Below are 12,508 nucleotides of genomic sequence, written 5' to 3'. Positions count from 1 at the left end.
GCCCGTCCAGATAGTGTGGCTTACCCCGAAAGACAATCGCTACTCCTCGTGAGACCTGATCCCACACTATCACCATGTCGGCTTCATATGTCATTGCGACACCATTTGCGGGAGGTGCCCGGTGTGCGGTGGTCTGCTCCGGTGTTGAAGATATAGGACTGTATGAGTGGAATGACAGAACCCGTCATCTTTCACAGGGCACCGGGCGGCAGGTGAGGATACTTGCGCTGTCGCAAGGGGGCGTCTGCGCTTTGATGTCATATGCGTTCGAGCGGTTTCCGCTGGCGAGCCGATATGCAATGTGGGACTTTAGTCCGATTGAAGGCGGCGATCTGGCCGCTAGTTTTTGTTCCGCTGATGACTCCAGGATCAGCGCGAAAAGGGTGTCTTTTTCAGAGTCGGAGCACCCTTTTCGACCCTTTCTCCTGATCAGCCGCCAACACCCCTTGGCGGCTTTTTCGTGCAGGTTCCGCTCAAGCCGAGCGTTGCCCCACAGCATGGACGTCGGTTGCGGCGGCCAGTCTACCCGCCGATCTCTCCAACAAGCTCCCACAGGTCGACTTTCTCAGCCCGCCCCTTGAGTTGCACCAGGCCCAGCGGCCGCAGCTCGAACCGTTCGCCGACCGCATCGCGGATGGCCGCACTCACCAGGATCGACGTATCGTATTGCTTGTTCAGCCCTTCCAGCCGCGAGGCGACGTTGATCGTGTCGCCCATGGCCGTGTATTGCTGGCGCGAGATTGCGCCGAAACTGCCGACGACGGCGGGGCCGGTGTGCAGGCCGAAGCGGGTGACGAGTTCGGGGCGGCCATTTGCTCTGTTTTCCTCGTTCAGCTCGTCGATTGCGGCCTTCATGGCGAGTGCGCAGCGGCAGCCGTGTTCGGCATGGTCAACATCTTCGACGGGGGCGTTCCACATGACGAAGATGGAGTCGCCGAGATATTGCACGACTGTGCCGCCATTGCGCTCGGCTGTTGTGTTCAGGATCTCGAAATAGGCCGACAGCGTATCGACCACGTCTTCGGGCGAATGCTGTTCGGATATGGTGGTGAAATCCCTGATATCGGTGAAGAGCACGGTCACGTCCTGGCGCCTCGCCTTGACCACCGCTTGCCCTCCGGGATTGACGATGCGCCTCACGACTTCGCGCGGCACATAGAGGGCAAACTGGCTGATGGCGTGGCGGCTGGCGGCGAGCGCAGTTGCCAGCGTGTTGATCTCGGTGATCCAGGAATGGCTCACAGGCTTTTCGCCGAAATCGAGATCGCCGATCCGGCGGGCCTCGCCCGCAAGCCGGTTGAGGGAGCGGCTGACCATGCGCGACAGGATGACCGAGGCGGCGACACCGGCGATCAGGAAGGCGCTCGCAATCAGCAGATTGTGGAGGAGCAGCCGGTTGGCCTCGGCCACCAGGTCCTCCATCGGCACGACGATTGCGGCGGCACTTCCCTGGAACAGGCCGGACACGCCGACGGGGGCGATCTGCACGAGATGGGCTTCGCCATCGAGCTCGACGCGGGCCAGGCCGCCATTGGCAAAGGCGGGATCGCGCCTGAGCCTTGCCACGGTTTCGACGCTCGTGTCGAAGCCGTTTGCCGTCGCGTCGAAGGTACCTGATGCTCTCGACCATATTTCGATGATCCTGCTCATGATATCAGGGTCGGAATGGGCGACGAGATCATCGCCGGCGTCGATGATATAGGCGCGGGCACGCGGCGAAATCTGGCGCGCGTCGAGCAGGCGGCTGACGGTCTGCAGGTGGATGTTGATGCCGACGACCACCTTGATATTGTCCCGCATCGGTGCTGCGATCGTCAGCGTCGGAACCTTGAGCGTGCCTGCAACATAGGGTCCGACGGACACCGGCACGCCGTCCTGAACGACGGATTGATACCACGGGCGCTGGCGCGGATCGAAGGATGCGGAGTCGACGTCCCGCTCGCCGATCGGTCTTGCCTCGCTATCGAGAAACCGAAGCGTCGAGATGACATCGGCGCTTTGTCTCTCGGCGATCGTCCTGATCGCGAAGGCCGTCCCGTCAGGTGCTGCGAGCGTCCGGCGAACATCCTGCCTTGCTGCGTTGATGACCTGCAGATACGAGCCATCGGGATAACCGGTGTAGATGCTGGTCGCATTGGGGACGTTTCGCAGAACCTCCAGAAAGAATTGCTGCTTGGCCTCGATATCCTGAGGCGGCGGGGAGGCGAGCTGCGGCAGGGTGGCTGCCAGCGCCACCGCCTCCGTGCCGCCCTGCAGCGTATTGCGATATCCCTCGATCAGCCGCAGGCTCATCCCGCGCATCTGCTGCACGCCGGCGCTGACCGCAGCGTCGCTTCCGCGGCTGAAGGCCAGCCAGATGATCGGCATCGACGTGCAAAGCAGCGATGCGATGACCAGGACGCCGAGATGCAGCCTTAAGGGTTTGGACCAGAGCACGAGATTTCCCCCGAAATGCGGGCGCGTTTCAGCACGCGTTTCATCTCAATACTTGTCCGGCCGTGCAGGAATGAGCGTACCCAGCGGCCGCAGCTAACCGCTTTTTGAGGGCTTGCACAAGGCAGTCATGCAAGCAGGCCTGCGCCGCCGACAAGAGACCACCGGCCACACCCCAAGAATTCTTCTGTGGTTGTTCTTCCGCGTTACTCGCGCCAGGCGGGCGGCAATGCTAGAGATCGGCTGCTAACTGGGGTTATCTCATGAAAAAAATCATTCTCGCCGCGGCTCTTGCCGCAGCACTCACGTCCTGCGCGAAAAGACCTGACGCCATCGTCCAGGCCGATATCCCGATGCAGGCCTATACCAATCTCGGCTGCCCGCAGCTTGCCAGCGAACATGCCAAGGAAAAGAAGAAGCTCGACGACCTGTCGAAGCAGCAGATCTCGGCGGCTAATGGGGATGCTTTCGGCGTGTTTCTGGTCGGCGTGCCGATCGGCAGTGTTGCCGGTGGCGACAAGGAAGGCGAGGTCGCGGTGTCGAAGGGCAAGGTTTCGGCGATGGAGAGTGCTGCGTTGTCGAAGGGGTGCAAGTTGTAGGTGAGGGGGTGTGGGAGGGGTGATGCTGCCGGCAAGAGCGGAGAGGCGCAACCCTCTCCTCCCTCATCTCTGTGCTTGTTGTAAAGCCCGGATACATACCTGACAGATGTTCGGAGATATGCCTGACAGTTATTCGGGGTTATTGAGGTCGATTTTGGCGACCTGATTTGCGCCGAAGAAGACGCCGGAGGGGACCTGAGTCTTTACGATGTAGAGTACCCACTAAATGACGAATCTGGCGGTGGGGCAATCGAGCTAATTGCCGATGTAGCCTTCGATAACATAGCTTTCAAGAAGCAGCATCCGTAGGTTTAAGGGTTCGCCTGTGTATCGAGTCAAGCGAACCCCTTATATTTTCTGAGGTGGTGGGCCGCCGGTGTCGGTATGACAAGCCGCCGACGTCAAAGCCCCTTATCAAAGACGTCGAGCTGTTACACTCCCGTCCGCCCAAGCCTTGCCGTCCAGCGCAGCCAAACCTTCTTTCGTATCGCACGTGGGCGTATGACAGGAAGCGGTAGCACACAGAGCGTTGGTTGCAGTCCTCAACATGCCGTGATGTCCCTCCCACAACCTTCAGGTAAGAATTATATGAAACAAAGCTCGGGATTTGTTTTGCTTGCTGCGTGCGCAGGCGTTGCATTTCGCGCAGTTATCTTGCAACAGTGTCGCCAATAGAGGGAACGCATAAGAATGGCCGTCTGGGGCTCACAGTCTGTCCAGTTCGTTTGGTTTTTGACCTCCGTAGAAAACCTGCGCGCGGAAGCGCTCTATCAGGCATTGGTAGGCGATGAGCCGGACACAAGCCAGCGAAACAAGGTACCAAGTCCCGCGAACCCATTTTTAAGCACCGCAGACGGCGTAATCGAGAACAGACAATTCCAGTTGCAGGTCCAGCCGGGCAGGGTGGATCTGATTATTTCGGCATTCCAGCAAGAGCTTGATCAAGATATTACGCTTCTTGAGACGGTAGACGAAATACAGGGTGTACTGGAAGCCATTCCAAAAGCCGCGATTGAATGGCCGGTGGCCGTCAGGCAATCGGTCGTAGCCAACCTTGTCGCACCTGTGAAGAACGACGCGGAAGCGTATTCACTGTTTCTTGAAACCGCTGAATACGCTTTGGATCTTCCCGATTTTTCTGATCCGATTTTGCAGATCAACAGGCGCAAAGCGCTTAAAGCTGGCGGTTTCATGAATCGCCTCATGCGCTTTGGCGTTGCTGCTACTCAGCAGTTTATGTTTGAGATTAACCAATTCGCCGGCGCTGGACAGGCAATTCCGGTCTCAAAACAGCGTTTCGGTTGTTCGCTTACCCTCGACATAAACACAGTACCAGATGGCCGAACTATTGATAGCAAGCACCAGATCACCATTTTCAAGGAACTATCTCAAGAGTTGATACGGCTTGCCGAATTGAGATCCCCAAAAGCGTTGGCAGACTGAAATGGCTATGCGTATATCGAAATCGAAGTACTTCAAGGCCCCGGCGTCCTCATCGGCTATATTCTACTCGCCTATGAGCGTGTCATCAAATCCAGACTATCGGTCTGTTTATGAGAGCATCGCTAGTAATTGTTTCGTCTCGCTGGCAACAAACGGAAACAGCCCCCGAGCCGCGAAGTTTTCTGCTCTGCAGCAAGCTCTTCGGAACATGAGCGCGCTGCCGCCCGATCATGACTTTCACGTCGATCCGTCGTCCATTACGCGCGCCTCGGAGTTTCTGGCCGTCCTCGCCGAGAATTTCGATATCGATCCGCCAAAGGTTCTGCCGCAAGATGGAGAGGCCGTTGTTTTCACCTGGGACTACGGCACACTCAAGCGTTATCTAACCATCGACCCGGAACAGGTCGACGTGATGGATCTGAATAAAAGCCTGAAGGTTCGATGTGTTCATGAGATCATGTCTGATCAAGATGCGGAAGCGTACGCTAAACTCGTAGGCGTGATCGGGGCAAAGCCCATTTCGGCGACAACGACGGATTAACATGTTCGACGGAGATCTGGTCTGCCGTGCTGTGCACTATCCGAAATTTATCACCCCTGCCGGGATCTTCGATGAAGAATTGCTCCTGAAGTTCGACAGTCAGCCAGACGGCACAACATACGCCATGTCTGTCGCTTCGAAGTTTCTGTGCCGGAATTCTGAAGGGGTGCATGGCTATGGTGCAATCGCTGCGACCAGCAAGAACGAGCGATTTCGAGAGAGGCATAATCGCGATCCAGAACCGCTAACTGAGGAAGTACATTATCTTGGCTTCTACGAGTTCACGGCTGGAGCAGCGCGAGCAATACCGATGACGCATTATAGCGTTAGCTGTGTTTGGAAACCTGAAGCCGGCCAGGATGTCCACTTCCAGATCGAAATGCGCCAGACAGTGGCCAACGGAACGAAGGCTCAACGTAGAAATGATCGCAGAGCTGCCATAGGCGTTCTATTCGCAAATCTTTATGGTCCGATGCGACATATCTGCCCGCAGGATGAACAACACCGTGATGCGCTGGAGGCTATTGATCTTCCGACTTGCGCGGTTGCTTGAACGGGCGCAATTCTAGCGCGACATCGCCCTCTCGACCGTGGCTACCTGTGCGTCACACGGCGGCTGAAATCCACCCTTCCGAATCCCGACCTTCTCCGACCCCGGATGGCATGCGTGTGCGGGTGGCGAAGAACATGAAGCGATTGGGATCTCCGTCCCCCACCGCCCTGTTATGGGGCGATGAGAGCTTCAGTCCCAAGCCGACTTCAGCTTCGCCAGCCGCAAATAACCCCTCACAACCGCGCCACCCGCCTCAACTCCTCCGCAGTCGTCGTCTGAAACCCAAAAAACTCCAGATAAGCCGGTATCTGCTCAAACAGCATATCCGTCCCCACCTGATACCGGCATCCTCTCTCCCTTGCCGCGGCGAGAAACGGCGTAATCTCCTCCTTCATCACCACTTCACCCACGAAAGTTGCCGCCGACAATCGCGTCACATCCAGCGGCAAGGGATCATCCTTGCGCATGCCGAGCGGCGTGGCGTTGATGACGATGTCGAATCCATCCGGGTCGTTGCCGCCGGTCGTGACCTGCATTTGCGGATACCAGGTGTTGAGGCGGGTCTTCAGGCCGTCCAGCGCCGCCTCGTTGTCGTCGTGGAGGGCGAGGTGGGTGAGGCCGGCGCTGGCCAGCGATGCTGCGATGGCCGAGCCGACGCCGCCGGCGCCGACCATGAGGGCGCTGGCGCCCGCGATCGTCTGGCCCTTGCGTTTGAGGCCGCGCACGAAACCTTCGCCGTCGAACATGTCGCCGATGAGTTTGCCGTCCGCGCCGAGCTTGACGGCGTTGCAGGAGCCGGCGACGCGGGCGTTGGTGGAGATCTCGTCCAGCAGGCCCATCGTGGTGATCTTGTGGGGCATGGTGATCAGCGCCCCGTGGATGTTTGACAGGCGGAAGACCAGCCTCAGGAAATCGGGGTAATCCCTGGGTTTGCAGCCCATGGGCACGACGACGGCGTCGATGCCCTGTTCCTTGAAATAGGGGTTGTAAATCAGCGGCGCCTTGAAGCTCTCCGTCGGGTAGCCGAGATGGGCGATCAGCCGTGTGGTGCCGCTAATTTCGAGCGGGCGTGTGCGCGACGGTTCGGGCATGAAAGCGTCCTTCCGATCCTAATTGCGCAGGATTTCGCCGAGGAATTTGCGGGTGCGCTCATGGCGCGGATTGGTGAAGAATTCCGCCGGGGCGGCTTCTTCCACGATCGCGCCGCTTGCCATGAAGATCACCCGGTTGGCGACCTGGCGGGCAAAGCCCATTTCATGGGTCACGCAGATCATCGTCATGCCTTCCTCGGCAAGGCTGATCATCGTATCCAGCACTTCCTTGACCATTTCGGGATCGAGCGCGGAGGTCGGCTCGTCGAAGAGCATCACCTTGGGGCGCATGCAGAGCGCACGGGCGATCGCCACGCGCTGCTGCTGGCCGCCCGAGAGCTGCACCGGATATTTGGCCGCCTGTTCGGAAATTTTCACGCGCGCCAGAAGCTGGCGGGCGCGGTCTTCGGCTTCGGCTTTCGTTACGCCCAGCGCCCGCATCGGCGCCAGCATGCAGTTTTCCAGCACGGTCAGATGCGGGAAGAGGTTGAACTGCTGGAAGACCATGCCGACTTCGCGCCTGATCGCATCGATCGCCTTGGCCTGATTGCCGAGCAGGATGCCGCCGACGCGGATCTCGCCCTTCTCGTAGGTCTCCAGATGGTTGATGCAGCGGATCAGCGTCGATTTTCCGCTGCCGGAGGGGCCGCAGAGCACGATGCGCTCGCCTCTGTGCACCTCGATATTGATGTCGTGCAGGGCCTGGAAGGCGCCGTACCATTTCTCCACATGGCTCATGGTGATCATGGTTTCGCCGGTGGCGGCGTTGAGAGCGGGTGCTGTTGCTGTTGCTGTGGTCATGGTGTTGGTTCCGATCGCAATGTGCGTCATCGTGCATGGGCGGCGTTGAAGCGCCGCTCCAGTCGCGCGCCGATGATCGTCAGCGGGCAGCACATCAGGAAATAGAGGATGCCGACGATGCCGAAGACGGTCAGCGGCTGGAAGATCTGGTTGGAGACGATGTTGCCGGCCCGCGTCAGCTCCGTGAAACCGACGATGGAGGCAAGCGAAGTGCCCTTGATGAGCTGCACCAGGAAGCCGATCGTTGCCGGCAGCGAGATGCGGATCGCCTGCGGCAGGATCACATCCTTCATGCGCGAGACATATCTGAGGCTGAGCGCCTTTGCCGCCTCCGTCTGGCCGCGCGGCACGGCCTCGATGGAGCCGCGCCAGATCTCGCCGAGATAGGCGCTGGCATGCAGCGTCAGGCCGATCGCCACCGCTTCCCAGGCGTCGAGCTTGAAGCCGATCAGCGCCAGCCCATAGTAGGTGACGAAGAGCTGCATGAGCAGCGGCGTGCCCTGGAAGACGGCGATATAGGCCGAGGTCAGCCGCTCCAGCCACGGCATGCCGGAAGTGCGCGCGAGCGCCACGCAAAGCCCGGCAATGCAGCCGCAGACGAAGCCGACGGCGGAGAGAAGCACGGTCCATTTCAGGCCGATCAGAAGGAAGATGAATTCTTCGCTGCCCATGGTGCCCTCACTTGACCGGATAGGTGAAATAGCGGGCCGAGAAGAGCGCGAAGAGGCGCATCATCAGCCAGGAAATGACGAGGTAGAACACGGTCACGGTGAAATAGACCTCGAAGCTGCGGAAGCTGTCGGATTCGATGCGCTGCGCGACCGATGTCAGTTCATAGGCCGAGATGGCCGAGCAGATGCTGGTCGAGAGCGTCAGCAGCACGAACTGGCTGGTCAGCGACGGGTAGATCGCGCGCAGCGCCGGCTTGAGGATGATCAGCCGGAACACCTGGACCTTGTGCAGGCCGAGCGCCAGGCCCGCTTCCATCTGCCCCTTGGGGATGGATTGCACGCCGCCCCTGATGATCTCGATCGCATAGGCGCCGCCATTGATGCCGAGCGCGATGATTGCCGTCGGCGTCGGGTCGAGGCGAATGCCGATCAGCGGCAGGGCGAAGAAGAGAAAGAAGATCTGCACCAGGAAGGGCGTGTTGCGGATGAGCTCGACAAAGCCGATCACCAGCCAGCGCACCGCCTTGATATGCGAATCCCTCAGCGCTACGCCGCCGACGCCGATGACGACGGCGAGCACCATGCCGCAGAGCGCCAGCAGGAAGGTGCCGAGACAGCCGAGCAGCAGGCTCGGCAACCCGTCGATGACGGGCGTGAAATCCAGTTGATAATTCATGCCGCTTTCGCCGCTCCCACCATGCCGGCCATAGCCTCAATCGCCAGCTCGTAACCGCGGGCGCCAAAACCGATCATGATGGCGGTGGCGATGCGCGAGACGAGGGACTTATGGTAGATCTCCTCGCGGGCATGGACATTGGAAATATGCAGCTCGATCTTCGGCGGATCGAAGGTTTTCAACGCATCGAGCAGGGCAATCGAGGTGAAGGTGTAGGCGGCGGGATTGATGATGATGCCGCAGGCCTGCTTGCGGGCCTGATGGATGCTTTCCACCAGCTCGCCCTCGAAATTCGTCTGGCGGAAGTCGATTTCGAAGCCGAGCGCCTTTGCTCTCGCGAGGCACATCTGCCTGATATCGGCAAGCGTCGTGGAGCCGTAGATGGTGGGCTCGCGCTCGCCGAGCAGGTTCAGGTTCGGTCCGTTGAGGACGAAGATGGTTCTGGTCATGTCGCGCACCTCAAACGGGGCAGGGCTTCAGGCATAGGGATGGCGTGGACGGGCATCGAAATGCCCGCCCTGGTATCCGGATTTTCAGGGCGTTTCGCTCAGCCCGCCGTAAACGGAATGCCTTCCAGCTTTTCCGGGAATTCCGGAACCGGCACCTTCATCCACTTGTCGTAGATCTTCTTCAGCTCGCCATTGGCCTTGATCTTGTCGATGAACGTGTTGATCGAGGCGTTGATTTCCTTTTCGCCGAGCCGCGTGCAGGCGCCGTTATAGAGCTTCTGGAATTCCAGCTTGTTTTCGAATTCGCCGGGGCGGGCCTTTTCGACGCGGTCCATGTAGAAGATGTTGCCGCCGAGCGCCTGCACCTGGCCGGAGGCGAGCGCCTGGACGCTTGCCGCGTCACCATCGAAGCGGCGAATCGTGGCGGTCGGCGGCGCGTTCTTCGTCACCTGCGTGTCCTGAGCAGCACCCTTGGCGACGCCGATCGTCAGGTTCGCCATATCCTCATTGGTCTTGATCGAGGCGGATTTGGCGCCGATCAGCACGATGGCATTGGCGACATAGGGTTTTGAAAACTGCACGGCCTTGGCGCGATCCGGCAGCATGGCCATGGTGGCGAAGAGCACGTCGACACGGCCGGTCGTCAGCGCCGGAATGCGGTTGTTCACTTCCAGCGGCACGAATTCCACGTCGACGCCGAGTTCCTTGGCATAGAGTGTGGCGATATCGGCATCCAGGCCATCCTGCTTGCCGGCGCTGGTGACGAAGCCCCATGGCGGGTTGTCGCCCTGGATGCCGACGATCAGCTTGCCGCGGGCCTTGATTTCTTCGGGGGTGACGGCGGCAGCCGGGTTTGCAAGCCCGATGGCGGCCACGAGAGCGGCAGCACCCAGCATGGCGCCACGCCGCGTCAGCAAAGACTTCAGCATTGGAATTCTCCTCCTTTTTGCATGGCCGTCGAAAACGGCCCCACAGTCATCCTCTCCCGACTGTTCGCAACAATGTTTGCCAGAGGGGAAGCCATAAATCAACATAGTTTTTGAAAATCATATGAGACTTTTCATTTGGTCAATTGAATTGAAATCCTCACGACATTCGTCATAATGCCGTCAGGAGGGTCGCCGGCCTCAGCCGATGGCGGCCCGAACGAGGAGGATTGCCTGATATGAAGACCTCGATTGCGACTGTGACGATCTCGGGCGAGCTGCCGGAAAAGCTGGAAGCGATTGCGCGGGCCGGCTTTGACGGCGTGGAGATTTTCGAAAACGACTTCCTGGCCTTCGATGGCAGCCCCGCCGATGTGGGGAAGATGGCGCGGGATCTCGGCCTCGCCATCACGCTCTTCCAGCCCTTCCGCGATTTCGAGGGCATGCCGGACAGTCTGCGCAGCCGCACCTTCGACCGCGCCGAGCGCAAGTTCGACATCATGCAGGAGCTCGGCACGGACATGGTGCTCGTCTGCTCCAATGTCTCGCAGGCAGCCCTCGGCGGCATCGACCGGGCGGCGGCCGACTTCCGCGAGCTCGGCGAACGGGCGGCCAAGCGCGGGCTGAAAGTGGGCTACGAGGCGCTCGCCTGGGGTCGCTTTGTCAACGATCATCGCGACGCCTGGGAGATCGTGCGCCGCGCCGATCACGAGAATGTCGGGCTGATCCTCGACAGTTTCCATTCGCTGTCGCGCAAGATCGATATCAATTCCATCCGCTCGATCCCGAAGGAAAAGATCTTCATCGTGCAGCTCGCCGATGCGCCGCTGATCGATATGGACCTGCTCTACTGGTCCAGGCATTTCCGCAACATGCCGGGCGAGGGCGATCTTCCCGTCACCGAATTCACCGAGGCGGTGGCCTCGACCGGTTATGACGGCTTCTTCTCGCTGGAGATCTTCAACGACCAGTTCCGCGGCGGCTCGACACGGGCGATTGCCGCCGACGGCCACCGCTCGCTGATCTATCTCGCCGACCAGATCCGCCGCAAGGTGGAGACGCCGATCGGTGTGGAAATGCCTGCGCGAGCCGCCGTCAAAGGCGTCGGCTTCATCGAATTCGCCACCGATGACGAGGAGGCGGTGGAACTCGTCGGCATTCTCGAAGCGCTCGGTTTCCGCAAGGTCGCGGTGCATCGCTCCAAGAAGGTGACGCTGTTCCAGCAAGGCGATATCAAGATCATCATCAATGTCGATCCCGAAGGCTTTGCCAATGCCGCCTATGCCGTGCACGGCACCTTCGCCTATGCGATGGCGCTGGTGGTGGACGATGCCGCTGAGGCCTATGCCCGCGCGCTGGCACTCGATGCCGAACCCTTCACCCAGGCCGTGGCCGAAGGCGAACTGCAGCTGCCGGCCATTCGCGGCGTCGGCGGCGGGCTGATCTATCTCATCGACGAGAAGAGCCCGCTCGGCCGTTTCTCCGAGATCGATTTCGAGCCGGTGGCGGCAGCGGACAAGGCCCCAGATGCGGGCCTGCTGCAGATCGACCATATCGCCCAGACCGTCTCCTATGACGAGATGCTGACCTGGCTGCTCTTCTACACCTCGATCTTCGAAACCCGCAAAACCCCTGTCGTCGACATCATCGATCCCGCCGGCGTGGTGCGCAGCCAGGTGATCGAAAACGAGGCGGGCACGCTGCGCATTACCATGAACGGTGCGGAAAACCGCCGCACGCTTGCCGGCCATTTCATCGCGGAGAAGTTCGGCTCCGGTATCCAGCACCTGGCGTTTTCGACCAAGGATATCTTCGCAACCGCCGAACGCCTGCGCGCCAAAGGTTTCAGACCGCTGCCGATCTCGCCGAACTATTACGATGACGTCGAAGCCCGCTTCGGGCTGGACCCGGAGCTGACCGAGAGGCTGAAGGCGGAGAACATTCTCTATGACCGCGATGGCGAGGGGGAATATTTCCAGCTCTACAGCGGGACCTATGGGGAGGGGTTTTTCTTTGAGGTGGTGGAGCGGCGGAGCTATCGCGGCTATGGGGCGCCGAATGCGATTTTTAGGATTGCGGCGCTGAAGAAGCAGATGCGGCCGGAGGGGATTCCGAAGGATGCGGGGTGAGGTCGTGTTGGGCTGAGATGGGATGAGATGAGATGAGATGAGATGAGATGAGATGAGATGAGATGAGATGAGATGAGATGCCAGGGCATCCACTCCTCCTCCGTCATCCTCGGGCTTGTCCCACTGCTGTCCGGTTTAAATATCTGGACAAGGCGCATGACATTGATTCTACTCTGTTTCAGACGTTTCGCGGCGT

At 59.7% G+C, this 12,508-nt stretch carries 12 protein-coding genes; 5 read left to right on the top strand and 7 right to left on the bottom strand.

The window, feature by feature from the left end:
- Nucleotides 1-522: 522 nt before the first annotated feature.
- Entirely contained in the window at nucleotides 523-2,436 is a 1,914-nt protein-coding gene (locus FHT82_RS29720; protein WP_183736306.1) for an adenylate/guanylate cyclase domain-containing protein, read from the bottom strand.
- Between the two features lie 260 nt (nucleotides 2,437-2,696).
- On the opposite strand from FHT82_RS29720, the gene FHT82_RS29715 reads away from it, so the two are divergent.
- The 4 genes from FHT82_RS29715 to FHT82_RS29700 all read left to right on the top strand — a co-directional run bounded on the left by FHT82_RS29715 (nucleotide 2,697) and on the right by FHT82_RS29700 (nucleotide 5,569).
- A complete protein-coding gene (locus FHT82_RS29715; protein ID WP_183736305.1) occupies nucleotides 2,697-3,032 on the top strand; it encodes a hypothetical protein in 336 nt (111 codons plus the stop codon).
- Nucleotides 3,033-3,722: 690 nt separating this feature from the next.
- On the top strand, nucleotides 3,723-4,475 hold the full coding sequence (locus FHT82_RS29710; RefSeq protein WP_183736304.1) for a hypothetical protein: 753 nt from the start codon (nucleotides 3,723-3,725) through the stop codon (nucleotides 4,473-4,475).
- A gap of 208 nt (nucleotides 4,476-4,683) precedes the next feature.
- Nucleotides 4,684-5,016, top strand: a complete 333-nt coding sequence (locus tag FHT82_RS29705; protein WP_183736303.1) for a hypothetical protein — start codon at nucleotides 4,684-4,686, stop codon at nucleotides 5,014-5,016.
- 1 nt (nucleotide 5,017) lies between these two features.
- Complete coding sequence (locus FHT82_RS29700) at nucleotides 5,018-5,569, top strand: hypothetical protein (protein ID WP_183736302.1); 552 nt, start codon at nucleotides 5,018-5,020, stop codon at nucleotides 5,567-5,569.
- A 233-nt stretch (nucleotides 5,570-5,802) separates the two neighbouring features.
- Here FHT82_RS29700 and FHT82_RS29695 read toward each other — a convergent pair whose 3' ends face one another.
- The 6 genes from FHT82_RS29695 to FHT82_RS29670 all read right to left on the bottom strand — a co-directional run bounded on the left by FHT82_RS29695 (nucleotide 5,803) and on the right by FHT82_RS29670 (nucleotide 10,186).
- On the bottom strand, nucleotides 5,803-6,660 hold the full coding sequence (locus FHT82_RS29695) for a shikimate dehydrogenase (protein WP_183736301.1): 858 nt from the start codon (nucleotides 6,658-6,660) through the stop codon (nucleotides 5,803-5,805).
- 18 nt (nucleotides 6,661-6,678) lie between these two features.
- Nucleotides 6,679-7,407 (bottom strand): amino acid ABC transporter ATP-binding protein, encoded by a 729-nt coding sequence (locus FHT82_RS29690; protein ID WP_183736351.1) that lies wholly within the window; start codon nucleotides 7,405-7,407, stop codon nucleotides 6,679-6,681.
- A gap of 80 nt (nucleotides 7,408-7,487) precedes the next feature.
- Complete coding sequence (locus tag FHT82_RS29685; protein WP_183736300.1) at nucleotides 7,488-8,132, bottom strand: amino acid ABC transporter permease; 645 nt, start codon at nucleotides 8,130-8,132, stop codon at nucleotides 7,488-7,490.
- Nucleotides 8,133-8,139: 7 nt separating this feature from the next.
- Nucleotides 8,140-8,808 (bottom strand): amino acid ABC transporter permease, encoded by a 669-nt coding sequence (locus tag FHT82_RS29680; protein WP_183736299.1) that lies wholly within the window; start codon nucleotides 8,806-8,808, stop codon nucleotides 8,140-8,142.
- Nucleotides 8,805-9,257 carry a type II 3-dehydroquinate dehydratase gene (gene aroQ, locus FHT82_RS29675; RefSeq protein WP_183736298.1) on the bottom strand — a complete coding sequence of 151 codons (453 nt, stop codon included), beginning with the start codon at nucleotides 9,255-9,257 and terminating at the stop codon, nucleotides 8,805-8,807. The genes FHT82_RS29680 and aroQ overlap by 4 nt, the downstream gene beginning before the upstream one ends.
- A 98-nt stretch (nucleotides 9,258-9,355) precedes the next feature.
- Nucleotides 9,356-10,186, bottom strand: coding sequence for a transporter substrate-binding domain-containing protein (locus FHT82_RS29670; protein ID WP_183736297.1), 831 nt, complete (start codon nucleotides 10,184-10,186; stop codon nucleotides 9,356-9,358).
- Nucleotides 10,187-10,422: 236 nt separating this feature from the next.
- On the opposite strand from FHT82_RS29670, the gene FHT82_RS29665 reads away from it, so the two are divergent.
- Complete coding sequence (locus FHT82_RS29665) at nucleotides 10,423-12,312, top strand: sugar phosphate isomerase/epimerase and 4-hydroxyphenylpyruvate domain-containing protein (protein ID WP_183736296.1); 1,890 nt, start codon at nucleotides 10,423-10,425, stop codon at nucleotides 12,310-12,312.
- Nucleotides 12,313-12,508 lie beyond the last annotated feature (196 nt).

Origin of the sequence: Rhizobium sp. BK275, assembly GCF_014193555.1 — a bacterium.
Lineage (GTDB): Bacteria > Pseudomonadota > Alphaproteobacteria > Rhizobiales > Rhizobiaceae > Rhizobium.
The sequence above is the reverse complement of the archived record's forward strand: the minus strand, read 5'-3'. Positions and strand labels throughout refer to the sequence as shown.

Coding starts and splice junctions, on each gene's coding strand:
- aroQ (WP_183736298.1), bottom strand. CDS start 9,257: ATGACCAGAACCATCTTCGTCCTCAACGGACCGAACCTGAACCTGCTC.
- FHT82_RS29670 (WP_183736297.1), bottom strand. CDS start 10,186: ATGCTGAAGTCTTTGCTGACGCGGCGTGGCGCCATGCTGGGTGCTGCC.
- FHT82_RS29700 (WP_183736302.1), top strand. CDS start 5,018: ATGTTCGACGGAGATCTGGTCTGCCGTGCTGTGCACTATCCGAAATTT.
- FHT82_RS29665 (WP_183736296.1), top strand. CDS start 10,423: ATGAAGACCTCGATTGCGACTGTGACGATCTCGGGCGAGCTGCCGGAA.
- FHT82_RS29695 (WP_183736301.1), bottom strand. CDS start 6,660: ATGCCCGAACCGTCGCGCACACGCCCGCTCGAAATTAGCGGCACCACA.
- FHT82_RS29715 (WP_183736305.1), top strand. CDS start 2,697: ATGAAAAAAATCATTCTCGCCGCGGCTCTTGCCGCAGCACTCACGTCC.
- FHT82_RS29680 (WP_183736299.1), bottom strand. CDS start 8,808: ATGAATTATCAACTGGATTTCACGCCCGTCATCGACGGGTTGCCGAGC.
- FHT82_RS29685 (WP_183736300.1), bottom strand. CDS start 8,132: ATGGGCAGCGAAGAATTCATCTTCCTTCTGATCGGCCTGAAATGGACC.
- FHT82_RS29705 (WP_183736303.1), top strand. CDS start 4,684: ATGAGCGCGCTGCCGCCCGATCATGACTTTCACGTCGATCCGTCGTCC.
- FHT82_RS29710 (WP_183736304.1), top strand. CDS start 3,723: ATGGCCGTCTGGGGCTCACAGTCTGTCCAGTTCGTTTGGTTTTTGACC.
- FHT82_RS29690 (WP_183736351.1), bottom strand. CDS start 7,407: ATGATCACCATGAGCCATGTGGAGAAATGGTACGGCGCCTTCCAGGCC.